Origin of the sequence: Geodermatophilus sp. FMUSA9-8 (genome assembly GCF_037034165.1) — a bacterium.
Taxonomy (GTDB): Bacteria; Actinomycetota; Actinomycetes; order Mycobacteriales; family Geodermatophilaceae; genus Geodermatophilus; species Geodermatophilus nigrescens.
The window spans coordinates 37,563-63,214 of sequence record NZ_JBAGKE010000009.1 but is presented as its reverse complement, the minus strand read 5'-3'; the positions used below and the strand labels follow the sequence as shown (position 1 = coordinate 63,214).

General features: G+C 74.4%; 22 protein-coding genes, 1 tRNA gene and 1 pseudogene. 5 read left to right on the top strand and 19 right to left on the bottom strand.

Translation table 11 applies throughout. The features are described 5' to 3' along the window. Positions 1 to 2 precede the first annotated feature (2 nt). From atpE to WA616_RS17980, 6 genes are all read right to left on the bottom strand, one after another. The gene (gene atpE, locus WA616_RS18005; RefSeq protein ID WP_029432783.1) at positions 3 to 230 is read right to left on the bottom strand and encodes an ATP synthase F0 subunit C; all 228 of its coding nucleotides are present in this window, start codon (positions 228 to 230) and stop codon (positions 3 to 5) included. Positions 231 to 332: 102 nt separating this feature from the next. Beyond that, entirely contained in the window at positions 333 to 1,163 is an 831-nt protein-coding gene (atpB, locus tag WA616_RS18000) for a F0F1 ATP synthase subunit A (RefSeq protein ID WP_083628837.1), read from the bottom strand. Continuing rightward, entirely contained in the window at positions 1,160 to 1,489 is a 330-nt protein-coding gene (locus WA616_RS17995) for an AtpZ/AtpI family protein (protein WP_073421704.1), read from the bottom strand. Before WA616_RS17995 ends, atpB begins: the two co-directional genes overlap by 4 nt. A gap of 13 nt (positions 1,490 to 1,502) precedes the next feature. Continuing rightward, entirely contained in the window at positions 1,503 to 1,979 is a 477-nt protein-coding gene (locus WA616_RS17990) for a hypothetical protein (protein ID WP_336032003.1), read from the bottom strand. After that, positions 1,976 to 3,265 (bottom strand): glycosyltransferase family 4 protein, encoded by a 1,290-nt coding sequence (locus tag WA616_RS17985; protein ID WP_336032001.1) that lies wholly within the window; start codon positions 3,263 to 3,265, stop codon positions 1,976 to 1,978. The genes WA616_RS17990 and WA616_RS17985 overlap by 4 nt, the downstream gene beginning before the upstream one ends. 200 nt (positions 3,266 to 3,465) lie before the next feature. Next, positions 3,466 to 4,107 carry an L-threonylcarbamoyladenylate synthase gene (locus WA616_RS17980; protein ID WP_073421701.1) on the bottom strand — a complete coding sequence of 214 codons (642 nt, stop codon included), beginning with the start codon at positions 4,105 to 4,107 and terminating at the stop codon, positions 3,466 to 3,468. A 34-nt stretch (positions 4,108 to 4,141) separates the two neighbouring features. On the opposite strand from WA616_RS17980, the gene WA616_RS17975 reads away from it, so the two are divergent. After that, positions 4,142 to 4,918, top strand: a complete 777-nt coding sequence (locus tag WA616_RS17975) for an endo alpha-1,4 polygalactosaminidase (RefSeq protein ID WP_336031999.1) — start codon at positions 4,142 to 4,144, stop codon at positions 4,916 to 4,918. A 3-nt stretch (positions 4,919 to 4,921) separates the two neighbouring features. On the opposite strand, the gene prmC is transcribed toward WA616_RS17975, so the two are convergent. From prmC to argS, 9 genes are all read right to left on the bottom strand, one after another. Next, the gene (gene prmC, locus WA616_RS17970) at positions 4,922 to 5,782 is read right to left on the bottom strand and encodes a peptide chain release factor N(5)-glutamine methyltransferase (protein WP_336031998.1); all 861 of its coding nucleotides are present in this window, start codon (positions 5,780 to 5,782) and stop codon (positions 4,922 to 4,924) included. Positions 5,783 to 5,787: 5 nt separating this feature from the next. Next, entirely contained in the window at positions 5,788 to 6,867 is a 1,080-nt protein-coding gene (prfA, locus tag WA616_RS17965) for a peptide chain release factor 1 (protein ID WP_073421698.1), read from the bottom strand. An 87-nt stretch (positions 6,868 to 6,954) separates the two neighbouring features. Next, on the bottom strand, positions 6,955 to 7,179 hold the full coding sequence (rpmE, locus tag WA616_RS17960) for a 50S ribosomal protein L31 (RefSeq protein ID WP_073421697.1): 225 nt from the start codon (positions 7,177 to 7,179) through the stop codon (positions 6,955 to 6,957). 130 nt (positions 7,180 to 7,309) lie between these two features. Further along, entirely contained in the window at positions 7,310 to 9,601 is a 2,292-nt protein-coding gene (gene rho / locus WA616_RS17955; RefSeq protein WP_336031995.1) for a transcription termination factor Rho, read from the bottom strand. 245 nt (positions 9,602 to 9,846) lie between these two features. After that, positions 9,847 to 10,794 (bottom strand): homoserine kinase, encoded by a 948-nt coding sequence (thrB, locus tag WA616_RS17950; protein WP_336031993.1) that lies wholly within the window; start codon positions 10,792 to 10,794, stop codon positions 9,847 to 9,849. Further along, positions 10,791 to 11,870: a threonine synthase gene (thrC, locus tag WA616_RS17945; RefSeq protein ID WP_336031991.1), complete on the bottom strand. Its 1,080-nt coding sequence runs from the start codon at positions 11,868 to 11,870 to the stop codon at positions 10,791 to 10,793. The genes thrB and thrC overlap by 4 nt, the downstream gene beginning before the upstream one ends. Next, on the bottom strand, positions 11,867 to 13,171 hold the full coding sequence (locus tag WA616_RS17940; RefSeq protein ID WP_336031989.1) for a homoserine dehydrogenase: 1,305 nt from the start codon (positions 13,169 to 13,171) through the stop codon (positions 11,867 to 11,869). The genes thrC and WA616_RS17940 overlap by 4 nt, the downstream gene beginning before the upstream one ends. Further along, positions 13,168 to 14,658, bottom strand: a complete 1,491-nt coding sequence (gene lysA / locus WA616_RS17935; RefSeq protein WP_336031986.1) for a diaminopimelate decarboxylase — start codon at positions 14,656 to 14,658, stop codon at positions 13,168 to 13,170. Before lysA ends, WA616_RS17940 begins: the two co-directional genes overlap by 4 nt. After that, positions 14,655 to 16,316 carry an arginine--tRNA ligase gene (argS, locus tag WA616_RS17930; RefSeq protein WP_073421691.1) on the bottom strand — a complete coding sequence of 554 codons (1,662 nt, stop codon included), beginning with the start codon at positions 16,314 to 16,316 and terminating at the stop codon, positions 14,655 to 14,657. Before argS ends, lysA begins: the two co-directional genes overlap by 4 nt. A gap of 201 nt (positions 16,317 to 16,517) precedes the next feature. Here argS and WA616_RS17925 point away from each other — a divergent pair, with 201 nt between their 5' ends. The 3 genes from WA616_RS17925 (at position 16,518) to WA616_RS17915 (ending at position 18,222) form a co-directional block, all read left to right on the top strand. Beyond that, positions 16,518 to 17,375, top strand: coding sequence for a DUF3105 domain-containing protein (locus WA616_RS17925; protein WP_336031983.1), 858 nt, complete (start codon positions 16,518 to 16,520; stop codon positions 17,373 to 17,375). 7 nt (positions 17,376 to 17,382) lie between these two features. Next, positions 17,383 to 18,099 (top strand): DUF305 domain-containing protein, encoded by a 717-nt coding sequence (locus tag WA616_RS17920; RefSeq protein ID WP_336031981.1) that lies wholly within the window; start codon positions 17,383 to 17,385, stop codon positions 18,097 to 18,099. Between the two features lie 51 nt (positions 18,100 to 18,150). Further along, a tRNA-Arg gene (locus tag WA616_RS17915) sits at positions 18,151 to 18,222 on the top strand. A 208-nt stretch (positions 18,223 to 18,430) separates the two neighbouring features. On the opposite strand, the pseudogene WA616_RS17910 reads toward WA616_RS17915, so the two are convergent. Then, positions 18,431 to 19,435 (bottom strand): annotated as a pseudogene (locus WA616_RS17910) (tyrosine-type recombinase/integrase); the annotation flags it as partial. A gap of 424 nt (positions 19,436 to 19,859) precedes the next feature. Continuing rightward, positions 19,860 to 23,543, bottom strand: a complete 3,684-nt coding sequence (gene mobF / locus WA616_RS17905) for a MobF family relaxase (RefSeq protein ID WP_336031980.1) — start codon at positions 23,541 to 23,543, stop codon at positions 19,860 to 19,862. Between the two features lie 506 nt (positions 23,544 to 24,049). Here mobF and WA616_RS17900 point away from each other — a divergent pair. Then, the gene (locus WA616_RS17900; RefSeq protein WP_336031979.1) at positions 24,050 to 25,027 is read left to right on the top strand and encodes a hypothetical protein; all 978 of its coding nucleotides are present in this window, start codon (positions 24,050 to 24,052) and stop codon (positions 25,025 to 25,027) included. A gap of 20 nt (positions 25,028 to 25,047) precedes the next feature. Here the strand turns inward: WA616_RS17900 and WA616_RS24550 are convergent, their stop codons facing one another. Next, a complete protein-coding gene (locus tag WA616_RS24550) occupies positions 25,048 to 25,308 on the bottom strand; it encodes a YlcI/YnfO family protein (RefSeq protein ID WP_442902011.1) in 261 nt (86 codons plus the stop codon). Further along, entirely contained in the window at positions 25,305 to 25,607 is a 303-nt protein-coding gene (locus WA616_RS17895) for a hypothetical protein (protein ID WP_336031978.1), read from the bottom strand. The genes WA616_RS24550 and WA616_RS17895 overlap by 4 nt, the downstream gene beginning before the upstream one ends. Between the last annotated feature and the right edge of the window lie 45 nt (positions 25,608 to 25,652).

The following is a 25,652-nucleotide window of genomic DNA, read 5'->3' as shown; positions in this document are numbered from 1 at the left end:
GATCAGGTGCCGAAGACGAAGGGGACGACGAAGCCGATCAGGGCGAGCGCCTCGGAGAGGGCGAACCCGAGGAAGGCGTAGGTGCGGGTCAGGCCGGCCGACTCGGGCTGCCGGGCCGTGGCCTGGATGTAGGCCGCCCACACGATGCCGACGCCGATGCCGGGGCCGATGGCGGCGAGGCCGTAGCCCACGGAGCCGATGCTGCCGGTCAGCTCAGCGAGAAGATCCATGACGGGGTGTTCCTCCTGTGTCGTCGCCCGGTGTCGTCCGGGCGGCTTGCGGGGGTCGTGCGGGTGGTGCGGTCCGGGTGGTGCGCGGGGAAGCCCCGGGGCTCAGTGCTCGGCCTCGATGGAGCCGTTGAGGTAGGTCCCCATCAGCACGGTGAAGACGTAGGCCTGAAGGAAGATGACCAGCAGCTCGAAGAAGGTCATCACGATCGCCATCAGTGCCGAGATCGGGCCGAAGACGATGGAGAAGTTGTCCCGGCTGAACAGGTAGACCGCGCCGAGCGAGAAGACGACCAGCAGCATGTGGCCGGCGAACATGTTCGCGAAGAGCCGGACCGCGAGGGTGAACGGCCGGACGACGAAGTTCTGCAGGATCTCGATCGGGGTGACCAGGATGTACATCGGCTTGGGCACACCGGGCAGGAACAGGATGTCCTTGAAGTACCGGCCGGCACCCTGCTCACGGATGCCGATGTAGATGTAGATGACCCAGCAGATGGCGGCGAGCACCAGTGGGAAGGCGAACTTCGACATCGGCGAGATCTGCGCGAACGGGATGATCGCCATCAGGTTGTTCGCGAGGATGAAGAAGAACAGCGACGCGAGGAACGGCGCGAAGGGGATCCCCCGGGGCCCGACGACGTCGCGGGCGATGCCGTCACGGACGAGCGAGTAGCCGCTCTCACCGATGAACTGCATCTTGCCGGGGACGATGGACGGCTTGCGCACCGTCATGACCATGAAGACCAGCATCGCGAGCGTGGCGAACCACAGGCCCAGCGTGATGCGGGTGATGGCGAAGTCGACGCCCAGCAGCGAGAACTCGGCGATCGGCTCGGGGTAGAACTCGCTCAGGCCGGGGGCCTGGAAGCCGTCGCCGGCGCCACCGCCCTCGGCGGCGAGCACGTCCACGAGCGCGAGGGCGCTGGAGGTCACCGTTGTCCCTTCTGCGTCCTGGGCCGGCTCCGTCGTCCGCCCGGGGTCCTGCTGTTCTCGGTCGCCCCCGGTGTCGGAGGCGGACCGCCGTACCGTTTGACGACCAGGTAGATGGCCACGGTGATGCCGAGGAGGATCCCGACCGGCAGGAACACCCGCGTGTCCAGCCACCGGTCGATCAGCCAGCCGGCTCCGCCCCACACTGCCAGCCCGGAGATCATCGTCCCGATGACCGCATAGCCGGTCTCGGCACCGCTGCCCCGAGGAGCGGCTGGTCGCGCAGGTCGGGGCCGGGGCTCCCCACGGGTGAGGTCGTCCTCGGCCATCGCCCGGACACTATCAGCCGCGTGTCGCGGGCCCTCCCGGTGCCGGGGAGCCGGTCCCCTGACCGGGTGGCGCGGGGGGCGTGACGTAGTAGAGCGGCCGGGTCCACACCCAGCGGAGCTGGACGCCGCTCCACAGCAGCGCCCCGACGATGACCGTCCACGCGAGGGTGAGCCGGTCGAGCCAGCCGTCCTCGGGCAGGGCGTCGAGCACGGCGAAGAGCACGAGCGCCTTGACGAAGAACATGCCGAGGGCGGCGGGCAGCGTGAACGTGTCGTTGATCCGGCCCGCCCAGGCGATGACCACGCCGCTGACCACGAAGAACGCCGTCACCACGGCGGCCCCGACCAGGACGCCGACGGCGTCGGCCCAGCCCAGCGTCAGGCCGACGACGAGCGCGGCGACGGCGGCGACCGCGCCGGTGACCAGCGCGCCGACGCGGAGGAAGGACAGGTCCCAGGGGACCTCGGTCCCGGGGCGCGGCGCGCTCACCGGGTCACCTGGCCGGCGCCGGCCGCGCGCGGCGCGGTCGTCCCGGGCGCCGACGCGCTGTTGGGAGAGGACGGTGGCGCCGCGACCGGGCCGGCCGGCCGGCGCTCGCGGGCGGCGCGGGCGGTCGGGTGCGCGGCGCGGCTGCGCCGGCGCTGCGCGGCGATCTCGGCCGCCCGGGCCTCGCGGGCCGCCCGTCGGGTGTGCGGGCTGAGGACGACGACGACACCCACGGCGAGCAGGACTCCGATCACGACGAGCAGCTCCGCCGTCCCGCCGGTGATCGAGAGGGCCACCGCGCCGAAGGACAGGAGAGCCGCCCAGAAGTACATGGTCAGCACCGCCCGGCGGTGCGAGTGCCCGATGGACAGCAGCCGGTGGTGCAGGTGCATCTTGTCGGGTGAGAACGGCGACTGTCCGCGGCGGGTCCGGCGGATGACGGCCAGGACCAGGTCGACGAACGGGATGAAGAGCACCGCGACCGGCACGAGCAGCGGCAGCGTCAGCGGCAGCAGGCTGGCCGCGGAGTCGAAGGTCTGGGCGTCGACGCGGCCGGTGGCGCTGACCGCGGCCGCCGACAGCATCAGGCCGACGAGCATCGAGCCCGAGTCGCCCATGAAGATGCGCGCCGGGCTGAAGTTGTGCGGCAGGAACCCGAGGCACGCGCCGGCGAGCACCGCCGTGATGAGGGCCGGGGCGCTGGCCACCTCGTCGTAGCCGACCCGCCCGAGGTTGTAGCTGTAGGCGAAGAACGCCAGGGCCGCGATGGCCGAGACGCCGGCGGCCAGCCCGTCGAGCCCGTCGATGAAGTTGAGCGCGTTCACGACGAGGACGGTCAGCAGGATCGTCAGCGGCACGCCGACGTCGGGGCCGAAGGAGATCGTGCCGATGTCGGCGACCGGCAGGAACAGGAACGCCAGCTGGACGCCGAGCAGCACCATCACGCCGGCCGCGGCGATCTGGCCGGTGAGCTTGGTGAGCGCGTCGAGGCCGAACTTGTCGTCGAGCACGCCGAGCAGGCAGATGAGGCCGCCCGCGGCCAGCACCGCGGCGGTCTGGGAGTCCTCGAACGTGCGCTGCAGGGCCGGCAGCCGGGTGGCGACCAGCACGGCGGCGGCCACGCCCAGGTACATGGCGACCCCTCCCCCGCGCGGGGTCGGGATGACGTGCACGTCGCGCTCGCGGGGGGCGGCCATCATCCGCAGCCGGACGGCGGCCACGCGGACCACCGGCGTCGCCAGGAACGTCACCAGCGCCGCGGTGAGCAGGACGACGGCGTACTCGCGCACGGCTCAGCCCCGCTCGGGACCGCGCCGGACCCCGGCCGGGCGCGCGGCGGAGGGGCTCATCGCGACGGTGCTCCCGGGGCGAGACGACGACAGCGGACTCCCCACGGTATCCCCCGGGACGGGACCGGAGCGGGACGTCGGCCCCTGCGCAGGGTCCCGCCGCGCGCGGAGCGCGTGGTGGGGGGCGGAGGGGTCCTTCCTCAGTCCGTGGTGTCGGGCAGCACCTCGCGCACGCGGTCCACGGGGACGGCACCCACCCGCAGCACCCGCGGCACGGGGCCGGTGCAGTCGACGATCGTGCTGGCCGCGGAGCCCGCGCGCGGGCCGCCGTCGAGCACCACGGCGGCGTGCTCGCCGAGCTGGGCCACCGCCTCCTCCGCCGTCGTCGCGGCCGGGCGGCCGGACCGGTTGGCGCTGGACACCGCGAGCGGGCCGGTGCGGCGCAGCAGGTCGCGGGCGACGTCGTCGTCGGGCAGGCGGACGGCCACCGTGCCCTCGGCGTCGCCGAGGTCCCAGGCCAGCGACGGGGCGTGCTCGACGACGATCGTCAGCCCGCCGGGCCAGAACGCCTCGGCGAGCCGTTGCGCCGGCTGCGGCACGCTCATCGTCAGCCCGGCGAGCGTGGAGGCCTCGCCGACGAGGACGGGCACCGGCATCGCGCGGCCGCGGTTCTTCGCTCCCAGCAGGCGGGCCACCGCGGCGGGCGAGAACGCGTCGGCGCCGACGCCGTACACGGTGTCGGTGGGCAGCAGGACCAGCTCGCCGCGGGCGATCGCCGCCGCGGCGGCGTCGAGGCCGGCGGCGCGGGCCTCGGGGTCGGTGCAGTCGTAGACGTCGGCCACGGGACGCGAGTCTCCCCCACGTACCGTCCGCGCCGTGCGCAGGGAGGCGGCGGCGTCGCTGGTCGGGGCGCTGCTGACGGCCGGCTGCGCGACCGGGGCACCCTCGACGCCGGCCGGGCCCCCGGCGGGCGTCCGCTGGGACTACCAGCTCGGCGGGGCGTCGGAGCCGGGCGAGGGCGTGGGGATCGTCGTCCGCGACCGGACCGCGGCGCCGGCCGCGGACGTCTACTCGGTCTGCTACGTCAACGCCTTCCAGACCCAGCCGGGCGGCGACGGGGTGCCGCCGGACCTGCTGCTGCGGACCCCGGGCGGCGCCCCGGTCGAGGACCCCGACTGGCCGGGCGAGTTCCTGCTCGACGTGTCGGCGGACGGCGCGCGGGACCGCGTGGTGGAGCTGGTCGGCGGCTGGGTGGCGGTGTGCGCGGCGGACGGCTTCGACGCCGTCGAGCTCGACAACCTGGACAGCTGGACGCGGTCGGCGGGGCTGCTCGCCCGCTCCGACTCGGAGGCGGTCGCCCGGGCGCTGACCGCGCGGGCGCACGAGGCGGGGCTCGCCGCGGCGCAGAAGAACGCCGCCGAGCTGGCCGGGACCGACCTGGGGTTCGACTTCGCCGTCGCCGAGGAGTGCGCGGCGTACGGCGAGTGCGGGTCCTTCGCCAGTGCCTACGACGTCGTGCTGGCGGTCGAGTACGCCGACGGGCCGTTCGCCGCGGCCTGCGCCGCCGGGCTCGACGGCGTCTCGGTCGTGCGCCGGGACCGCGACGTGCGCCCGCCCGGCGAGCCGGGCGCGGTCACCCGCTGGTGCCCCTGACCGTCAGCGGCGCACGGCGGTGGTGAAGCGCGGGCGGCCGGCGAGGTCGGGGTGGTCGGCGACGTCGCCGAAGTCGCCGCTGCCGCGGACCAGCGCCGGGAGGGAGTCGCCCTGGGCGTCGGCGTGCTCGATGCCCAGCCCGCCGCCGGCCGGCAGCAGCCGGGCCGCGGTGCGCAGCAGCCCGCGGACGACGTCGAGGCCGTCGGGGCCGCCCCACAGCGCCAGCGGCGGGTCGTGGTCGGCGACCTCGCGGGGCACGCGCGCGCCGTCGGGCACGTAGGGCGGGTTGGAGACGACGAGGTCGACGGCGCCGTCGAGGTCGCGCAGCAGGCCGGGGTCGGTCATGTCACCGGCGAGCACGGTGACGGGGGCGTCCCCCGCCGCGGCGCGCAGGGCGGCGTTGTGCCGGGTCCACTCGATCGCCTGCGGGTCGCGCTCGACGGCGGTGACCCGCGCGCCGGGGTGCTCGTGCGCGATGGACAGCGCGATCGCGCCCGAGCCGCTGCCCAGGTCGACGACGACCGGCTCGGCGACGCCGGCCAGCCGGGCCAGCGCCCACTCGACGAGCTGCTCGGTCTCCGGCCGGGGCACGAACACCCCCGGCCCGACGGCGAGCTCGAGGTGGCGGAACGGCGCCCGGCCGGTGAGGTGCTGCAGCGGGACGCGGGCGGCGCGCTGGTCGAGCAGCGCGGAGAAGCGGGCGGCCGCGTCGTCGTCGACGCCGTCGAGGGTGAGCAGCGCGGCGCGGGACCGGCCGAGGACGTGCGCGAGCAGCAGCTCGGCGTCGACCCGCGGGGACGCGACCCCGGCGTCGGCGAGCCGCCGGGCGGCGTCGGTGAGCAGCGTCCTGGGACTCGGGGACATGGGTTCTAGGACCCGGCCGCCAGCAGCTCGGCGGTGTGCGCGCGGGTGAGCGCGTCGATGACCGGGTCGAGCTCGCCGTCGAGGACGGCGTCGAGGTTGTGCGCCTTGAAGCCGACCCGGTGGTCGGAGATGCGGCTCTCCGGGAAGTTGTAGGTGCGCACCCGCTCGCTGCGGTCGACGGTGCGCACCTGGCTGCGCCGCTGGTCGCTGGCGGTGGCCGCGGCCTCCTCGCGGGCGGCGGCCAGCAGCCGGGAGCGCAGCACGCGCAGCGCGGACTCCCGGTTCTGCAGCTGGCTCTTCTCGTTCTGCGAGCTCACCACGATGCCGGTGGGCAGGTGGGTGATGCGCACGGCGGAGTCGGTGGTGTTCACGCTCTGCCCGCCGGGGCCCGAGGAGCGGAAGACGTCGATGCGCAGGTCGTTCGGGTCGACGGTGACGTCGACCTCCTCGGCCTCGGGCAGCACGAGCACGCCGACGGCGGAGGTGTGGATGCGGCCCTGCGACTCGGTGACCGGCACGCGCTGCACCCGGTGGACGCCGCCCTCGAACTTCAGCCGCGACCAGATGCCCTCGTCGGTGCGGGACTTCACCGCGATCGAGACGTCCTTGTAGCCACCCAGTTCGGCGGGGACGGCGTCGAGGACCTCGGTGGCCCAGCCGCGGCGCTCGGCGTAGCGCAGGTACATGCGCAGCAGGTCGCCGGCGAACAGCGCCGACTCCGCGCCGCCCTCCCCCGCCTTGATCTCGAGGATGACGTCCTTGTCGTCGTCGGGGTCCTTCGGCAGCAGCTGCTCGCGCAGCCGGTCCGAGAGCTCGTCGATGCGCGTCTCGAGGCCGCGCGCCTCCTCGGCGAAGGACGGGTCCTCGGCGGCCAGCTCGCGGGCGGCGGAGAGGTCGTCGCGGGCGGCGTCGAGCGACCGGGCGGTCTCCACGACCGGCGCGAGCTGCGCGTACCGGCGGCCCAGGCGGCGGGCACGGCCGGCGTCGGCGTGCACGGCGGGGTCGGCGAGCTCGGACTCGAGCGCGGCGTGCTCGTCGAGCAGCCCGCGCAGCCGGTCGGGAGCGGCGTCGGGGGTGCTGCTCATCGGGTACCTCTCGGACGGGCCGTACGGGGTGCGGACACGACGACGGCGCCCGTCCCACGCGAGGTGGGACGGGCGCCGTCGGGGGTGCTACTTCTCGGCGTTCGCGCCGCGCTTGCCGAAGCGCTTCTCGAAGCGGGCCACGCGGCCGCCGGTGTCGAGGATCCGCTGCTTGCCCGTGTAGAACGGGTGGCACGCGGAGCAGGTCTCCACGGTGAGCGTGCCGCCGGGGGCGGTGCTGCGGGTGGTGAAGGTGTTCCCGCAACCACAGGTCACCGTGGTGGTGTGGTAGTCGGGGTGGATGCCGGGCTTCATGATGCTGCCTCTTCCGGGGACGTCGGTGCTGTCTGGCTGAACGCCGGCGGCCGGCCGGTCATTCCGGGCGCGCAGCGGGGATCGGCCGTCCAGTGTCCCAGACGGCCGGGCCCTGCTGCAGCGGTGGTGGCTAGTCCCTCTCCGGGCCCAGCGTCGTCTTCTGGATCTGCATGAGGAACTCGATGTTGTTGCGCGTCTTGCGCAGCTTGTCGAGCAGCAGCTCCAGCGCCTGCTGCGGCTCGAGCGCGGCGAGCACCCGGCGCAGCTTGATGACGATGGCCAGCTCGTCGGGCGACATGAGGATCTCCTCCTTGCGCGTGCCCGACGCGTTGACGTCGACGGCCGGGAAGACCCGCTTGTCCGCCAGCCGGCGGTCGAGCTTGATCTCCGCGTTACCGGTGCCCTTGAACTCCTCGAAGATGACCGTGTCCATCGTCGAGCCGGTCTCGACCAGCGCGGAGGCGATGATGGTCAGCGAGCCGCCGTTCTCGATGTTGCGGGCGGCGCCGAGGAAGCGCTTGGGCGGGTAGAGCGCCGTGGAGTCGACACCACCGGACAGGATCCGCCCGCTGGCCGGCGCGGCCAGGTTGTAGGCGCGGCCCAGGCGGGTGATCGAGTCCAGCAGGACGACGACGTCGTGGCCCATCTCGACCAGGCGCTTGGCCCGCTCGATGGACAGCTCCGCCACCGTGGTGTGGTCCGACGGCGGGCGGTCGAAGGTCGAGGCGATGACCTCGCCCTTCACCGACCGCTGCATGTCGGTGACCTCCTCGGGCCGCTCGTCGACGAGGACGACCATGAGGTGGCACTCGGGGTTGTTCGTGGTGATCGCGTTGGCGATCGCCTGCAGCACCATCGTCTTGCCGGCCTTGGGCGGCGAGACGATGAGCGCGCGCTGCCCCTTGCCGATCGGCATGACCAGGTCGATGACCCGGGTGGTCAGCTGGTGCGGGTCGGTCTCCAGGCGCAGCCGCTCCTGCGGGTACAGCGGCGTGAGCTTGGTGAACTCGGGGCGGTTGCGCGCCTGCTCGGGGTCGAGGCCGTTGACGGTGTCGAGCCGCACGAGCGCGTTGTACTTGTCCTTGCGCTCGCCCTCGCGGGGCTGGCGGACGGCGCCGGTGATGGCGTCACCGCGGCGCAGGCCGTAACGGCGCACCTGCGACAGCGACACGTACACGTCGTTCGGGCCGGTCAGGTAGCCCGAGGTCCGGACGAACGCGTAGTTGTCGAGGACGTCGAGGATGCCGGCGACCGGCAGCAGGACGTCGTCGTCGCTGACGGTGGGCTCGCTCGGCTGGTCGAAGCGGTCGCGCCCGTTGCGGCGGTTGCGGTCGCGGTAGCGGCGCCCGCGGCGGCCGCGGCCGCCCTCGAAGTCGTCGTCGTCCTCGTCGTTGCGGCCGTCGTTGCGGCTGTCGCCCCGGGTGTCGGGACGGCCGTCGGTGCGGGTGTCCGCGCGGTCGGCACGGCCGTCCCGCTCGGCACGGTCGGTGCGGCCGTCGCGGTCGGCGCGGCCGTCCGGGCGGGCGGCGCGCTCACCGCGCTCGGCGCCGCGGCCGTCGCGCTGGGTGTCACGGCCGCCGTCGCGCTGGGCGCGCTCGGCGTCGCGGCCGTCCCGCTGGCGGTCGCCGTCGCGCTGCGGGCGGTCGCCGTCGCGGCCGGTGCGCTCGGCACGCTCGCCGTCGCGGTCCCGCGGGGCACGGTCGCCGTCACGGGGGGCGCGCTCGCCGTCCCGGTCGCGGCCGTCGCGCCGGTTGCGGTCGCGGCGGGACGGGCGGTCGCCGTCGGCGCGCTCGTCCTCGGTGCGCTCGGCGGGCGGCGCGGTGTCGGCCACGGGGGCCGGGGCCTCGGCGACCGGCGCCTCGGCGGGTGCCTCGACGACGACGGGGGTCCCGGCGGTGGGCCCGGCGGTCCCGGCCGGCGCACCGGCGGGGCGGCTGGCCGCACGGCGGCGGCGCGGCGTGGTCTCGGCCGGCGTGGTCTCGGCCGGCGCGGCCTCGGCGGGGGCGCTCGCGGCCGGGGCGGTCAGCGGGCCGCCGTTGGCGCCACCGCTCACGGGGGCCTCGACCGGCGCGGCGGTCGCGGCGATGCCGCGCGGGGCGTCCTCGGCGGGCGCGCTCGCGGCGGGCACGGTCTCGACCGGCGCGGCCTCGACCGGCGCGGTGGCGGCGGGTGCGGCGTCGGCCGGCGCGCTCGGCGCCGGGGTGCCGTTGCCCACCTGGCGGGCGGAGATGGCGGCGACGAGGTCGCCCTTGCGCATGCGGCCGACGCCGGAGATGCCCAGCTCGGACGCGAGTCGCTGGAGCTCCGGGAGCAGCATCCCGGCGAGCCCGCTGCCGCGGCGGCGGGACCGGCCCGCGGCAGGCGCCTCGCCCGTCGCGCCCGCGGGGGCGTCGGCGGTGGCGAGGTCGGTGGTTTCGCTCACGTACAGGTCCTTCCCTGCGGTGACCTGCGCCTACCGGCGCAGGAGGTGACCCGGCGCCGCCCCTGCCGACCGGTTGAGGGCAGGGCAGAGCGGCGGATCGAGTGGGTGCGGAGCGGGGATCTGCGTCGACAGGAAGGGTCGTCGGAAACGTTCCGCGCGAGGCTCGCCCGAGAGGCGGCTACGCCGAGAAGACTAGACTCGCCCCACAGACGGGACAACACCGCTGGCCAGCGGAGTGTTCCTCGTTACGCCAACGATACCCCAGGCGTCACACGGGACACGCGGGCGCCGCCGTGGTCCACCTGCAGGGGGTACGCGCGCCACCCGTCCGGGGTGAGGGAGCTCACTTCACGGACCCGCCGGGCCGACGCCGGGTCGCCGACCGCGTCGTCCGGGTGGCGGCGGGTCAGCACCAGGACGCTCGGGCCGGCGCCCGAGACCACGGCCGCGTGGCCGGCGGCCCGCAGCCGGTCGACCAGCGCCAGCGTCCCGGGCATCGCGGCGGCGCGCTGGCGCTGGTGGAGGCGGTCGTCGGTGGCCTCGAGCAGCAGCCCGGGCTCGGCGATGAGCGCGTGGACCAGCAGCGCGGCCCGGGCGGCGTTGTAAGCGGCGTCGTCGTGCGGGACCGCCGCCGGGAGCAGCGTGCGCGCCAGGTGCGTCGAGAGGGTCTCCGCCGGGACGAGGACGACCGGCAGCACCTCCTCGCTGACCGGCAGCCGGTCGGCGCGCGCACCCTGCGGCGTCGTCCAGGACAGGGTCGCGCCGCCGAGCAGGCACGCCGCGACGTTGTCGGGGTGCCCCTCGATCCGGTCGACGAGGCGCAGGACGGCGTCGAGGTCGACGGTCTCGACGTGCGGGCACAGCCCCCAGGCGCCGAGGACCCCTGCGACGACGGCCGCGGCCGACGAGCCCATCCCCCGACCCTGCGGGATGGCGTTCTCCGCGCGGACCGACAGGCCCGCCGGCGTCCAGCCGAGCTCCTCGCAGGCGGCGCGGAACGCGCGCACGACGAGGTGGCGCTCGTCGGTGGGCAGCTCCCCCGCGCCGACGCCGGACACCTCGACGGTCAGCCCGCCGTCGGTGACGGTGAACTCGACGACGTCGTGCAGCGTGAGCGCCAGCCCCGCGCAGTCGAACGCGGGGCCGAGGTTCGCGCTGGTGGCGGGGACCCGGACCCGGACGGCGGAGCTCACAGACCGAGCTGCGCTGCGGCCGCGGCGGCGTCGACCGGCACGGTGAGCGGCGCGGGCGCGCCGGAGATCGCCCACTCCGGGTCCTTGAGGCCGTTGCCGGTGACCGTGCAGACCACCCGCTGGCCGGGCTCGAGCTCCCCGGCCGCGGCGGCCTTGAGCAGGCCCGCGACCGATGCGGCCGACGCCGGCTCCACGAAGACGGCCTCGCGGCGGGCCAGCAGCCGGTAGGCGGCGAGGATCTCGCGGTCGGTGACGGAGTCGATGCGCCCGCCGGACTCGTCGCGGGCGGCGAGCGCCTTGGTCCACGACGCCGGGTTCCCGATGCGGATCGCCGTCGCGATGGTGCTCGGCTGCTCGACCACCTGCCCGGTGACGATCGGGGCGGCACCGGCGGCCTGGAAGCCCCACATGCGCGGGCGCCGCGTGGCCGGGCCGTCGTCGGCGTACTCGCGGTAGCCCTGCCAGTAGGCGGTGATGTTGCCCGCGTTGCCGACCGGCAGGCAGTGCACGTCGGGGGCGTCGCCCAGGACGTCGACGACCTCGAAGGAGGCGGTCTTCTGCCCCTCGATGCGGTACTGGTTGACGCTGTTGACCAGGCTGACCGGGTAGTCGATCGCGAGCTTGCTGGCCAGCGCCAGGCAGTCGTCGAAGTTGCCGTCGACCTGCAGCAGCTTGGCGCCGTGCACCAGCGCCTGGGCGAGCTTGCCGAGCGCGATCTTGCCCTGCGGCACGAGGACGGCGCACACCATGCCGGCGCGCGCGGCGTAGGCCGCGGCGCTCGCGCTGGTGTTGCCGGTGGAGGCGCAGATGACCGCCTGCGCGCCCTCCTCCTTGGCCTTGGTGATGGCCATGGTCATGCCGCGGTCCTTGAACGACCCGGTCGGGTTGGCGCCCTCGACCTTGAGGAACACCTCGCAGCCGGTGCGCTCCGAGAGCTCCACGGCCCGCACCAGCGGGGTGGCGCCCTCCTGCAGCGTGACCACCGGCGTCGTGTCGGTGACCGGCAGCCGCGACCGGTAGGCCTCGATCAGCCCCGGCCAGAAGGGCGAGACCGCACCGCGCAGCGTCCCCGTCATGACAGACCCTCCACCCTCAGCACGCTCGTGACCCCGCGGACCGCGGGCACCTCCCGCAGCGCCGCGATCGTCGCCGAGAGGGCGGCGTCGGGGGCGCTGTGCGTGACGATGACCAGCGTGGCGGCGTCGCCGTGCCCGTCCTGGCGCACGGTCGCGATGCTCACCTCGTGCCGGGCGAACTCGGTGGCCACGGTCGCGAGCACGCCGGGCACGTCGGCGACGTCGAGGCTGACGTGGTACCGCGTCGGCGTCTCGGCGATCGGCCGGGCCGGCAGCTCGGCGTAGGCGCTGGGGCCGGCGCCGGCGGCGCCGGCGACCCGGTTGCGGGCGACGGCGACGAGGTCGCCGAGGACGGCGCTGGCGGTCGGCTCGCCGCCGGCGCCCTGGCCGTAGAACATCAGCTGCCCGGCGGCCTCGGCCTCGACGAAGACGGCGTTGAACGCCCCGCCGACGGCGGCCAACGGGTGCGACGTCGGGATCATCGCCGGGTGCACGCGGACGGCGACGGTGTCGCCCTCGGCCTCGTCGGGGCGGCCCGCCACCCGCTCGCAGATGGCCAGCAGCTTCACCGTGCAGCCGATCTCCGCGGCGCGGGCGACGTCGGTGGCGGTGACCGACGAGATGCCCTCGCGGTGCACGTCGGCGGCGGTGACCGCGGTGTGGAACGCCAGCGACGCGAGGATCGCGGCCTTCGCGGCGGCGTCGAACCCGTCGACGTCGGCGGTCGGGTCGGCCTCGGCGTAGCCGAGCTCGGTGGCCTCGGCGAGCGCCTCGCTGAACCCGGCGCCCGTCTCGGCCATCCGGGACAGGATGTAGTTCGTCGTGCCGTTGACGATGCCCACGACCCGGCGGATCTGGTCGCCGGCCAGCGACTCGCGCAGCGGGCGCAGCAGCGGGATCGCCCCGGCCACCGAGGCCTCGTAGTAGAGGTCGACGCCGGCCTTGGCGGCCGCGGCGTGCAGCGCGACGCCGTCCTCGGCGAGCAGCGCCTTGTTGGCGCTGACCACCGACTTGCCCGCCTCGATCGCGGCGAGGATCAGCGAGCGCGCGGGCTCGATGCCGCCGATCACCTCGACGACCAGGTCGACGTCGTCGCGGGTGACCAGGCCGTGCGCGTCGGTGGTGAGCAGGCCGGCAGGCACCTCGGGGTGCCGGTCGGGCCGGCGGACGGCGACGCCGACGACCTCCACGGCGCGGCCGACGCGGGCGGCGAGGTCGGCGGCCTGCTCGTCGACGAGCCGCAGGACGGCGCTGCCGACGGTGCCGCAGCCGAGCAGGGCGACCTTCAACGGTCCGGTCACGAGCGGGCTCCCACCGGGTGCTCGGGCGCGGGCTGGTCGACCGCCGGGGACGGCGCGGGCCGGCCGGCGAGGACGGCGTCGAGGGCGAACACGTCGGACAGTGTCTGACGCCGGACGATCTCGGTGGCGGCGCCCTCCCGCACGGCGACCACCGGCGGCTTGAGCAGGTAGTTGTAGTTGCTGGCCATCGACCAGCAGTAGGCGCCGGTGGCGGCGACGGCGAGCAGGTCGCCGGGCTGCACGTCGGAGGGCAGCCACAGGTCGCGGACCAGCACGTCGCCGCTCTCGCAGTGCTTGCCGACGACGCGGCACAGCGCCGGCGGGGCGTCGGAGGTGCGGTTGGCCAGCACGCAGGTGTAGCTCGCGTCGTAGAGGGCGGTGCGGATGTTGTCGCTCATCCCGCCGTCGACCGACACGTAGTTGCGCACCTGCGGGGCGCCCTGCCCGCCGCTGCCCAGCCGGACCGGCTTGATCGTGCCGATCTCGTAGAGGGTGACCGTGCCGGGCCCCGCGATCGCGCGGCCGGGCTCGACGGCCAGCCGCGGCACCGGCAGGTCCAGCGCGGCGCACTCCATCGCGATGACCGCGCGCAGCCGCCGGGCGACGTCGCCGGGGGTCACCGGGTCGTCGTCGGAGAGGTAGGCGATGCCGAAGCCGCCGCCGAGGTTGAGCTCCTCCAGCACCTCGCCGGTGGCCTGGTGCACCTGGCCCATCAGGCCGACGACGCGGTGCGCGGCGGCCTCGAAGCCGGCCGTGTCGAAGATCTGCGAGCCGATGTGGCTGTGCAGGCCCGACAGGTGCAGCGCGGGCTCGCGGATGACCCGGACGGCGGCGGTCAGCGCGTCGCCGGTGGCCAGCGAGAAGCCGAACTTCTGGTCCTCGTGGGCGGTGGCGATGAACTCGTGGGTGTGCGCCTCGATGCCGACCGTGGTGCGGACCAGCACCGGCACCGGGGCGCCGCCGGCGGCCACCCGCTCCGCGGCCATGGGCACCAGCCGGTCGATCTCGTCGAAGGAGTCGAGGACGACGTGGCCGATGCCGGCGTCGACGGCGAGCTGCAGCTCCACCAGCGACTTGTTGTTGCCGTGCAGCGCGATCCGCTCCGCGGGGAAGCCGGCGGCCAGGGCGACGGCGAGCTCGTTGCCGCTGCAGGCGTCGAGGTGCAGGCCGTCGTCGGCGATCCAGCGGGCCACCTGGCCGCAGAGGAACGCCTTGGACGCGTAGTGCACGTCGGCGCCGTCGAAGGCGGTGGCGAAGTCGGCGGCGCGGCCGCGGAAGTCGTCCTCGTCGAGCACGAACAGCGGGGTGCCGTGGGCGCGGGCGAGGTCGGTGACCGCCCGCCCGCCGAGGTGCAGCTCGCCGTCGACCCGGCGGGCCGAGCGCGGCCACACCTGCGGGTCGAGCGCGCCGAGGTCGGCCGGGGGCATCCCGGCCGACGGCGGCGGGGCGAAGGCGCCGTGCAGCGGCCCCGCCGGGTGCGCCCTCACATCCTCTCCGGCGCGGAGACGCCGAGCAGGCCCAGGCCGTTGCGCAGCACCACCGCGGTGGCCGAGCACAGCCACAGCCGGGCGGTGGTGAGCGGGCCGGCCTCCTCGTCGCCGCGGGGCAGCACCCGGCAGGCGTCGTAGAAGCGGTGGTAGGTGCCGGCCAGCTCCTCGAGGTAGCGGGCCACCCGGTGCGGCGCCCGTAGCTCGGCGGCCGCGGCCACCACCCGCGGGAACTCGGCGATGGCCCGGAGCAGGTCGTTCTCCCGCTCGTGGGCCAGCAGCGCCGGGTCGACGTCGCCGGGCTCCCCCAGGGCGAGGCCGAGGTCGGCGGCGTTGCGCAGCACCGAGGCGATCCGGGCGTGCGCGTACTGGACGTAGAAGACCGGGTTGTCGTTGGTCTTCCGGCTCCACAGCTCGACGTCGATGTCGATCATCTGGTCCACCGACGCCCGGGCGAGGGCGTACCGGGCGGCGTCGACGCCGATCGCGTCGGTGAGGTCGGAGAGCAGCACGATCGTGCCCGCCCGCTTGCTCATCCGGACCGGCTCGCCGTCGCGCAGCAGGTTGACCAGCTGGCCGATGAGGATCTCGAGGTGGGTGTCGGGGTCGTCGCCGGTGGCGGCCACCAGCGCCTTGTACCGGCCGACGTAGCCGGAGTGGTCGGCGCCCAGCATGATCACGACCCGGTCGAAGCCCCGGGACCGCTTGTCGAGGTAGTAGGCGCAGTCGGAGGCGAAGTAGGTCGTCTCGCCGTCGGCCTTGACCAGCACCCGGTCCTTGTCGTCGCCGAACGTCGTGGTGCGCAGCCACACCGCGCCGTCGGACTCGTAGACGTGCCCCTGCTCGCGCAGCCGGGCCAGCGCCTTGTCCACCGCGCCGGTCTCGTACAGCGACTTCTCCGAGAACCAGACGTCGAAGTCGACGCCGAAGCCCTCCATCGACCGGCGGATCTCGTCGAGCATCAGCGCGACGCCGGTGTCGCGGAACGCCTGCCGCTGGGCGTCGTCGTCGCGGTCGAGGACGTCGGGGACGGCGGTGACCACCGACGCGGCGATGTCGCCGATGTAGGAGCCGCCGTAGCCGTCCTCGGGCACCGGCCGGCCCTGCGCGGCGGCCTGCAGGCTGCGCGCGAAGCGGTCGATCTGCGCGCCGGCGTCGTTGATGTAGTACTCGCGGGTGACCGCGGCGCCGCTGGCCTCGAGCAGCCGCCCGATCGCGTCGCCGACCGCGGCCCACCGGCTGCCGCCGATGTGCACCGGGCCGGTCGGGTTGGCCGAGACGAACTCGAGGTTCAGCGTCTGCCCGGCCAGCGGGGTGGTGCGGCCGTAGGCCTCGCCGGCGGTGACCGCCTGGACGGCGATCTGCCCGAGGGCGCCCTGGGCGAGGGTGACGTTGAGGAAACCGGGGCCGGCGACGTCGACCCGGGCGACGCCGGGCTGCTCGCGCAGCTCCGCGGCGAGCAGGTCGGCCACCGCGCGCGGCGGCATGCCGGCGGGCTTGGCCAGGCGGAGGGCGACGTTGGTCGCGTAGTCGCCGTGCTCGGGGTTCTTGGGACGCTCGACGAGGACGTCGTCGGGGACGGCGACGGCGAGCGTGCCGCGCTCGACCACCGCCGCGACGACGGCCCGGACGAGGTCGCGCAACTGCTCGGGTGTCACCGCGACATCGTAGTCAGCGGCCGCGACCCGACTTCCGTCACACCCGCGGTGCCCGGGCGCGCACAGGCGACCGACCTATGCTCGCGGGCGGGAGCGGCGGCGCAGCCGCGCTGCCCCGCGCGGACGGGCCCCCATCGTGGGCCACCGCGCACGCGCGCACCACTCGGGGCGCCGCCAGCGAGACGAGGACGAGGAGAGCACGTGGCCAAGGACCGCAAGCCCGACGCCGGCCGCAGCGGAGGCGGGGCGGGTCGCTCCGGCGGCGCGACGGGCAGGGGCGGCTCCGGCGCGCGGCCGGTCTCCACCACGAAGGGCGGCGCCGGCGCACGCCCGTCCGGCCGGGGCCGCACCCGCCCGCCGACGCAGGTGGTCACCCAGCAGCGGCCGTGGGGCCTGATCGCCGCCGCCGTCGCCGTCGTGGTCTTCGCCGCCGCGGCGATCACCTACGCGGTGGTGCAGGTGCGCCAGGCCGACGCCGAGCGGATCGACGCGATCGACGAGATCGCCGGCATCGAGAGCTTCGACTACGCCGCGGGCCAGGAGCACGTGACCACCCCGGTCGAGTACGACCAGTCGCCGCCGGTGGGCGGCCCGCACGACGGCAACTGGGCCGACTGCACGGGCACCGTCTACGACGTCGACGTCCGGCACGAGAACGCCGTCCACTCCCTCGAGCACGGCGCCGTCTGGATCGCGTACAACCCCGACGAGGTCTCCGACGAGGACGTCGAGCGGCTGTCGGGGCTCGTCGACGGGATCTCCGGCCGGCTGATGTCGCCCTACGAGGGCCTGGACGCCGCGGTGAGCCTGCAGTCGTGGAACCACCAGCTGAAGGTGGACTCCGCCGACGACCCGCGCATCGAGCAGTTCGCCGACTTCCTGACCTTCAACGGCGACGTCGAGGGCCACTACCCCGAGATCGGCGCGAGCTGCGAGAACCCCGACTTCGCCGCCAGCCCGCTGGTCGCCGGCGACGCGAGCACCCCGGTCGGCCCGAGCGACGCGCCGACCACGCCGACCATGGGCGCCGAGGGCACCACCGAGAGCACCACGGAGTGAGGCCGCGATGACCGCCACCGCCACCCGTCCCGAGCAGGACGCGCCGGCTCCGGCGCCGGGCCCCCGCGGGCGCGGCCTGCGGGCGGCGCTGCTCGCCGTCATCGCCGTCGCGCTGGTGGCGCTCGGCGGCGGGCTGGCGGTCGGTCTCGGCATCGGCGCGAGCGGGACGCCCACGGCGGACTCGGTCGACGCCGGCTTCTCCCGCGACATGGCGGTGCACCACCGGCAGGGCGTGGAGATGGCCAACCTCGCGCTCGACCGCAGCGCCGACCCCGAGGTGCGGCAGCTCGCCTTCGACATCTCCAGCACGCAGACCAACCAGGCCGGACAGATGGAGGGCTGGCTGGCGCTGTGGGGCCTCCCCCGCTCCGGCGGCGACCACATGGCCTGGATGGGCGACGCGCACGCCGGCCACGACATGTCCGGGATGTCCTCGGACACGTCGTCGGACAGCGACGGCGCGCTCATGCCCGGCATGGCCACCGAGACCGAGCTCGCCGAGCTGCGCACGCTGACCGGCACGGAGTTCGACGTGCAGTTCCTGCGGCTGATGACCCGCCACCACCAGGGCGGGTTCGACATGGCGCAGTACGCGGCGGAGAACGCCTCGGAGGCGGCGGTGCGCACGCTCGCCCGGTCGATCGCCGAGACGCAGACCGCCGAGGTGACGACGATGGTCGGGATGCTCACCGCGCGGGGCGGGACGCCGCTGCCGGCGCCCTGACGCCCGCCGTCGGGACGGGCGGGGGCGGCTGGTAACTTCTCCCCTACCCGGGCCCCCGTAGCTCAGGGGATAGAGCACCGCCCTCCGGAGGCGGGTGCGCAGGTTCGAATCCTGCCGGGGGCACTTCACGAAACGCCTGGTCACCCGAGGCTTTCTGCGCCGCAGGAACCCGATCCTCGTTTGTCGGGTCGGCCGCGGTACACATCGGGTACACGGCAGCTGCTCGCGCGGCCTCCATCGCCTCGGCCACAAGGTCGAGGCGATCCCCGAACAAGTGCCCGTACTGGTCGAGCGTCATCGCGGCCGACGCATGGCCGAGCATCTGCTGGACGACCTTCACGTCCGCGCCCGCCGCGATCGCCAGCGACGCCGCCGTGTGCCGCAGCTCGTGGGGGTGCAACCCCGCGAGTCCGATGGAGGCCGCGGCCTCGTCGAAGGCGGCCCGCCGGAACACCGTCGCCCGGAGGGCTCCGCCGCCGCGCACGCCGCTGAAGACCAGCTCGTCGTCGCCCCTGCCCTGGACGAGCGTGCTCAGCTGCTCGACGAGGAAGCCCGGGATCGGCACCTCCCGCCGGGTGTGGCCCTTCGGGGAGCCCCACACCTGGCCGGCGCGGTGGACGGTGGTGACGGACTCCGCGATGACCGCGCGACGGCGGGCGAGGTCCAGCCGGCCCACCTTCAGCGCCGCCAGCTCGCCGAACCGGACACCGGTGTAGGCGAGGAAGAGGACCACCAACCGATAGGTGTTGTTCTCGCGCTCGGTGAGCCGCCGGTGCTTGCTGACCACTGCCGGTCGGGCGCACGCCGTCGCGAGCTGGTCGACCTGCCGGTGGGTCAGGTAGCGCCGTTCCTGGCCGACAGCCCGCGGCAGCTTGATGCCGGCGGCGGGGTTCCTCGCCAGCCGGCCGTCGCGTACGGCCAGGTCCAGGATCAGGGAGAGCACGCGGTGCACCTTGCGCACCGTGGCCGGCTTCCCCTGTACCGCCAGCCGCGTCACCCACCGCTGCACCTCGGCGTGGGAGACGTCGGCGAGCTTGACCGTGCCCCAGGTCGGTGCGACGTGACGGCGCACGATCCCGGCGTAGCGCTCCAGGGTCGAGGCCTTCAGGTGTGCCTGCCCGGCGAGCCACCGGTCGGTCCATTCCCCCACGGTCAGCCGTGCGAGGGCGGGGTCGACGTAGGACCCGACCAGCTTCGCCGACTCGACGGTCGTCAGGTAGCGCTCGGCATCGATCCGCCGGTCGAAGACCTTGACCCGCTGCCGCCCGGTGGGGTCGCGATACCGGGCATACCACCGGGTCTGGCCGGAGCGCTGACGCTTCTCGATGCTCGCCATGCCGACCTCCTAGCAGGAACGACTGTCACGTCGGCGCTGGTCATCCACAGCCGCCCTGTCATCCACAGAGGGAACCCGGCAGGCGGGGCGCGGTGATGCCGCTGCCTCGCCGGTCAGCGAAGGCCGGCCGCTGCGGTGGCGGACCTCCTCGGCGACCTCGGCCGCCCGCTGCTCGGTCAGTCGGGTGCCGTCGGTGAGTCGGACGTCGTCGGCGTCGAGGGCGACGTCTGCACCGATCGATGTACTCGTGGTGACCGACGGCGGAGCGCTCGGTAGCGGCGGAGTGCGCTCGGTCATGGGTCTCCTCTCCAGCCGGGTCGGCGTGCTGAACGCCCGCAGTAGTTTTCCCGTGGACTTCACGTTGTCTCGCTGCATTTCCTGTAGTCCTCGCCCGGAGCCGTTCGGGCCGACGGCGGATTCCGCGTCATCGCCCGAGCGACGGCCCGGCGTTGCACCGGCCGGCGGACAACTGGAAGTAGGACTGCTCCGGCTGGGGAAGCTGGGCGCCGAGGGCGGTCGGCTGCGGTGTTCTCGGACGCTCCCGGGCGTCGGCGGTGCGCTGCGCCCGCCAGGCGTCGCGTGCGGCCCCGAGCCAGCCGGATGGCTGGGTGAGCAGAGCCGGCTCGGCCGTCAGGCAGGTGATGCGGGCGCGGATGGCGGCCAGTTCAGTGCGGGTGGCGGCGATGTGCCGGTCAGTGTCCGACAGTCGCTCCGCCGGGTCGAGGGTCCAGGCGAGGGATCCGAAGCGAGCGAGCCGGCCCTCATGCTGACGGCGGGCGTCGACAACCGCGGCCTCGGCGTGCCGGTGGGCCTCCTGGGCGGTGGCTGCAGCCGCGTGCCACTGGGCGTGCTCCGGGTAGGCGTGCTCTGCGTGGTGACGGGCGTAGGAGTTGAAGGCAGTCCACAGCCGCGGTCGGTCGTCGGCCCGGTCAGCCAGGCGCGCAATCTGCTGCGGGTCTGTGGGCATGGTCGGCAGGTAGGGCCGCCAAGCATCCGCCCAGTCGACCAACTGCTCGCCGGCCCGGGTCATCGCCGCCCGCCGAGGCCAAAGCCAGCCGGGACCATCAAGCACGAGCTGCGCGGCGTCGCGGGCGGCGTTCCGGCCGGTGTCCCAGCTGGCGAGCAGCGTCTCGCGGATCCGGTCGGTCTCGGCGGTGACGGCCGCGCCGCTGGCGTCGGCGCGAGCCGCGGCGTCACGGGCGTCGATGGCCGTTTGCCGGGTCCGGTCTTCCAGCGCGGTGAGCTGGCCGGTGTGGGCGGACTCGAGCGCGACTATCTCGCGCAGCGCGTCCCGGCGCGGCAGGTCGCGGGCCAGCCGGTCCAGGCAACGCTGCTCGGCGGACCACGCAGAGTGCAGATCGGCCAGCACCTGCTCCGGCGGGCGCGACGTGGCGTAGCGGGCGGCTTCGGCGGCGGCCAGCCGGGCGGCGTGGGCGGGGCCGAGGTCGGTGCGGTCGCGGGCGAAGACCGCCAGCCACTGCTCCCGCGCCTCGGCGGGGTCGGCCGCCACCAGGTGTGCGGTGTTGGCGGTGCGGCCGCGGGTCATCCCGACGTAGGCCGCGGCCGCGCCGGTGTCCTCGCCGACCACCAGGTGCGCGGCGGTCACCGTGTCGCCCTGGGTGCCGTGCGCGGTGGTGGCGTAGGCCAGTTCCACATGCGCGGTGACGTAGTCGGCGGGCAGGACCCGCGCCCCTTCCCCGGCCGGGGGAACGGCGGGGGTGACAGCCGGGGTGACGGCGGCCTGCCCGCCGCCGGCTGGGGTGACATGCGGCGCGTCGTCGGGGGTGGCGAGCAGCCCGCCGTTGCGGCCGACCGCGGTGACGACCCAGGTGTCCCGGTTGGCCACGCCGAGGTCGCGGTCGTTGCGGCGGGTGGCGATCAGGTCGCCGACGCCGATCCGCTCTCCCGCCCCGGTGACCACCACCCGCCGGTCGTCGACCCGGCCGTCGGCGACGAGCCGGTCCCGGATGGCGGCGCTGAGGGCGGCGGCCTGCTCGCGGGTGGCGACCACCACGGCCACGCGCTGGCCCGCGGTGTAGGAGATGGCCGCGGCGGCAGCGAGCGCCTCCCGCAGCGCCTGCGGGTCGGGGTGCAGCCGGAGCTGCCCGCGGGCCAGTAGCGCGTCGAACACCGCCCCGGGGTTCTCCCCGGCGCGCATCGCCAGGGTCAGCTCGGCGTAGTCAGTGTCCGGTGTGGTGCGGCCGGTGGCCTCGATGCGGGTGAAGCGGTGCACCCCGACCAGGGTCAGGTGCCCGGCCGTATCGACCTGGGCCGCCGCCAAATCGAGGACGCCCCCGCGGCCGACCGCCGCGAGCTGATGCCGGTCCCCGAGCAGGGCCAGGTGCACCCGGCACTCGTCAGCGACCGTCAGCAGGGCACGGGCGGTGTCTTGATCGAGCATCCCGGCCTCGTCGACGACGAGGAGGTCGCCCGCGGCCAGCCGCGCGGCGTCCCGGGGGCCGGTGTAGAGCGCTCCGGTGACCGGGTCAGCCTGGCCGGGCGACAACCGGGTCCAGGCACCGTCGGCGGTCCAGCGCCAGCCGTACGCGAAGGCCAGCCGCGCCGCCGACGACGCGGCAGTCGCGCCGACCTCCGCGGCGGCGACCCGGGCCGCCTTCAGCGTGGGGGTGACGACCACCAGCCGGCGCCCCTGCCCGGCCAGCAGCGTCCTGGTGGCGGCCAGGGTGGTGGTCTTGCCGGCGCCGGCCGCGCCCTCGATCACCACCAGGCGCCGCGGGCCGGCGAGCGCGGCGACCGCCGCGGCCTGCCGCGGATCCAGCCCCGGAGCACCGGCTGCGACGTCGACGCGCGCTGTCAGGTTGGCGCCCGGGACGCCGACCGGGCGCTCGCTGGCGCGGAAGGCCAGCCGGGCGGTGAGGTCGGCCTCGACGGCGAGCACCGGTGCCGAGGTCCAGGCGCGGATGTGCTCGGGCACCCCGGCGGCAGGACTGTCGCGGTCCAGCAGCGGCCGGCAGCGGGACAGGGTGCGGGCGGTGAGGTCTTCGGCAAGCTCGCTGCGCACCGCCGGATCGGTGACGATGCCGGCGGCGGCGAGCAGCTGCTCGACCTCCCCGCGCACGTCGGCGGCGTTCCACGCCGAGCGGGCCGCGCCCAGCCGGGCCAGCACCCGCTCGACGGCCCCATCGCGGTCCAGTGCACCGACCGGCGTGGGTGCCAGCTCCACCGGCCGGTCGCGGTCGCGATACCCCAGGGCGGCCAGCTCGGCCAGCCACCGGGCGGTGAGGTCCTCCCCCGGCTGGGGCTGCACCTTGTCCGGGCGGCCAGCCGCCCACGCCCGCGCGTCCCAGGAGCGGCGCAAGACCGGGCCAGGGGATTCACCGGGATGTGCCGCAGTCCATTCCCGTTCGTAGGTTTCGATGTTCCGGGCGATCTGCGCGGCCCGCGCGCTGAAGGCGCCCACGAAATCCGCCAGCTGCCGGATCTCCCCACCGACATCCAGCGCGTATCCGTGGGCGGCGAGCGCGGCGCGGAATTGCGGGTCACAGGCGACCGCGGCGTGCCCGATACCGTTGATCGCGGCGAGGAAATCGCGGACACCGACGGTGTGGAGACCGCGCCATCTCCCGGCCGCGAACACCCGGGCGTTGATCTGCAGGTGCAGATGGCGGTGCGGATCGCCGGCCCGCGACGTGTGGTGCGCCACCGTCACCGCCTCGGCCACCTCGACCGGCATTTGCACTTGCCCGCCGCGCGGACCGACGCGGCTGGTGGCGTGTTGCCCGAGCCAGCCGACGATCTGCTCGGCCGCCCACGCCTGGGCGGCGTCGTACGCCGCCGCGATGTCCGGGTGCAGCGCCGCGGCCAGCGACCACGTCTTCGGGCCGTTGACCACCACCTCGACAAACCGCACCGCACGCCTGTCGGCGCGCAGTTGCCCCCACGGCTGGCCGGTGCCCGGATCACGGCCGGCCACCCAGGTCTCGTAGGCGTCGCCGGTCAGCGGCGCCAGCTCGCTCACCCGCCCTTCGGTGACGCGGAACCGGCGGGCGACGCCGGCGCCCTCGGTGAGGTAGTAGTCATCGGCCCGGCCCCGGTCCGCCTCCAGGTAGTGGCGGGCAGCCGCCGGCGCGCCGGCGTAGATCTTCATCCCGCCGTGCATTGTCAACGCCACCCCATAATGACCAACGAATCACTCCTAGAAACGGCGACGGGCCCCGCGAAGCGGGGCCCGATCTACCTCCGAAGGTAGCATGCGTGCCGTTCTCGGGTGAAGACCGAAGATTGCGTTGGAAAGACTGGATCAGCAGGCGGCGAGTCGTCGCTGGCGTCGTTTCGTTGGTCGTTTACGGCGATTGTCGATCGAGCAGGTCGCCCTCTTGCCGGGGGCTGCAGGTGCTGACGAAGATCAGCTCCGCGATGCACCGGCTCGCATCACGCAGCCCCTGCGACACGGCGCGTGGACGTTGAGCGACAGCCGGATGATGTGGCCGCGAGGGGCTGGCAGGGTGTCCCGGTTGCCCTCCCCGTGCGGGAAGGGTCACCGGGCGGGTCTTACGGGACGGCGGACACGGGGCCCCTGCGCTGTTCTGCGGTCTTCCTGCGGGGGGTTCATGTGGTGCCCCTGTACCGCGTAGGCAAGGGCGAGGGTTCAGCATGTGGGACGTGCTGCCGACCGCTGTCATCACTGCCGCCAACACTGCTGTCGGGGAGGTGTCGATCAATCCTGCTGAGGTCCGCGGCGAGGGAGGGGCGGCGCAGCCGGTGCTGGTCATGCCGGTTGTGGTGCGGCTCAACGCCCGCCCGAAGGAACAACAGCTAGCGGTGCTGTCGCTCGAGGCCGACCTGGCCGAGGGAAGCCAGGCCGGACTGGGTCGCGTCGGCACCGACGCCCGAGACCTGCGGCCAGGCATGCACGTCGCCAGCGCCGAATGGGGCACCCCGCAGAACCGGGTGGAGCTCCGGTTTCCGCTGCCCCGTCCGCTGTTGGAGAGGCTGGAGAGCCATCGGCACCGGGGCGATGGGCGCCTGCAGTTGACGTTGAGCCTCCGTGTGGTGCTGGCGTGGGTTCGGGCACGCAACGACATCGCGCAGCCGGTCGATACGCGAGTCCCGTTCGACTTGCGGTACGGGATGTTGGCCGACGTCATGCTGTTTTGGAGCCCGTCGGTCGGCGACCTGTCGTTCTTGGTGGAGCAGAGCACCTGGGTCACTCAGGTGCTCCCGGCGCTGGGCCACGACGCGATACGGGTCGTCGAGGTCCATCTGCCAACCGAGTTGGACGACGAGCGCGCCCGCGCGGCGTTCGGCCGGCAGCTGCGGCATTTTGACCACCGCGGCTACCGAGAGAGCGTCGCCGCCAGCCGTGACCTACTACACGCCTGGGAGAAGCGCCTGGGAGCCACGCGAGATCGCCCAGTTGCCGCGGTCGTGGCCGAGGCGCAAGGGTGGGGCGCGGAGGACCCCCGGAGACGGTTCCTCGACCAGCTCTGGACTGCGGCCAAGGGCCTGGCCAACACCGTGCTCCACGAGGCCAACCAACCGACGATGCTGAATCTGAGCAAGCCCGAGAGCAAGGCCCACCTTCTGCTCACCGCTGCGCTGTCGGAGTGGCTGACCAGGCTCACCGAGTAGGGATCGGCTTGCGGTCCTCGTCAGGTGGTGCGGGCAAGTTCGTGCTCGACGGCTCGCCTGATCCACTGCGACAGCGAGCGGTCGTCGGCGGCAGCTCGCTCGCGAACCTGGCGCAGCAACTCCTCCGGGAATCGGACCGGCACTGGAGCGCTTAAGTAGCCTGGCCTGGCTCGACGGCGCACGGGGGGTCCCTGAGGCACCTGGTTGTCGGCGTCGGCGTAGAAGGCGTGCTCCTGCTCGGGAGTTATCCCCTGGGTGCTGTCGTGCTCTGGTGTACTCATCGGTCCTCCCGGTAACGGTGGGCGAGATGGTCGGCGGCGGGGTAGCAGCCGATGGGACGGCAACGGCGCCGGTCACCGGCGCGCGAAGGGGCCAAGGGCACGGTGAGCACGAGTCCGGCGACCTCCGCGACCATCAGCCAGTGCGCTGGCGGCTTGGCGGGGTAGAAGAGCGGGTCACTGGCCCAGACTTCGGCGATGTCGTCCAGGCCGAGCCCGGGATGCTTGAACAGGTGCGCGGCTTGGCGGTCGATCTCGAACGGCCACTCCTCGTCGAGTGCGTCGACATCGAAGCGGTCCACTAGCCTAGTGTACCTAGAGCGACTACAAACGACTACGATTGCTGC

Excerpts from the sequence above, each read along its gene's own strand:
- atpE (WP_029432783.1), bottom strand. The coding sequence starts at position 230 with ATGGATCTTCTCGCTGAGCTGACCGGCAGCATCGGCTCCGTGGGCTAC.
- prfA (WP_073421698.1), bottom strand. The coding sequence starts at position 6,867 with ATGAGCAGCACCCCCGACGCCGCTCCCGACCGGCTGCGCGGGCTGCTC.
- WA616_RS24550 (WP_442902011.1), bottom strand. The coding sequence starts at position 25,308 with ATGAGTACACCAGAGCACGACAGCACCCAGGGGATAACTCCCGAGCAG.
- WA616_RS17920 (WP_336031981.1), top strand. The coding sequence starts at position 17,383 with ATGACCGCCACCGCCACCCGTCCCGAGCAGGACGCGCCGGCTCCGGCG.
- WA616_RS17900 (WP_336031979.1), top strand. The coding sequence starts at position 24,050 with ATGTGGGACGTGCTGCCGACCGCTGTCATCACTGCCGCCAACACTGCT.
- mobF (WP_336031980.1), bottom strand. The coding sequence starts at position 23,543 with ATGAAGATCTACGCCGGCGCGCCGGCGGCTGCCCGCCACTACCTGGAG.
- prmC (WP_336031998.1), bottom strand. The coding sequence starts at position 5,782 with ATGTCCCCGAGTCCCAGGACGCTGCTCACCGACGCCGCCCGGCGGCTC.
- rpmE (WP_073421697.1), bottom strand. The coding sequence starts at position 7,179 with ATGAAGCCCGGCATCCACCCCGACTACCACACCACCACGGTGACCTGT.
- WA616_RS17995 (WP_073421704.1), bottom strand. The coding sequence starts at position 1,489 with ATGGCCGAGGACGACCTCACCCGTGGGGAGCCCCGGCCCCGACCTGCG.
- thrC (WP_336031991.1), bottom strand. The coding sequence starts at position 11,870 with ATGACGGGGACGCTGCGCGGTGCGGTCTCGCCCTTCTGGCCGGGGCTG.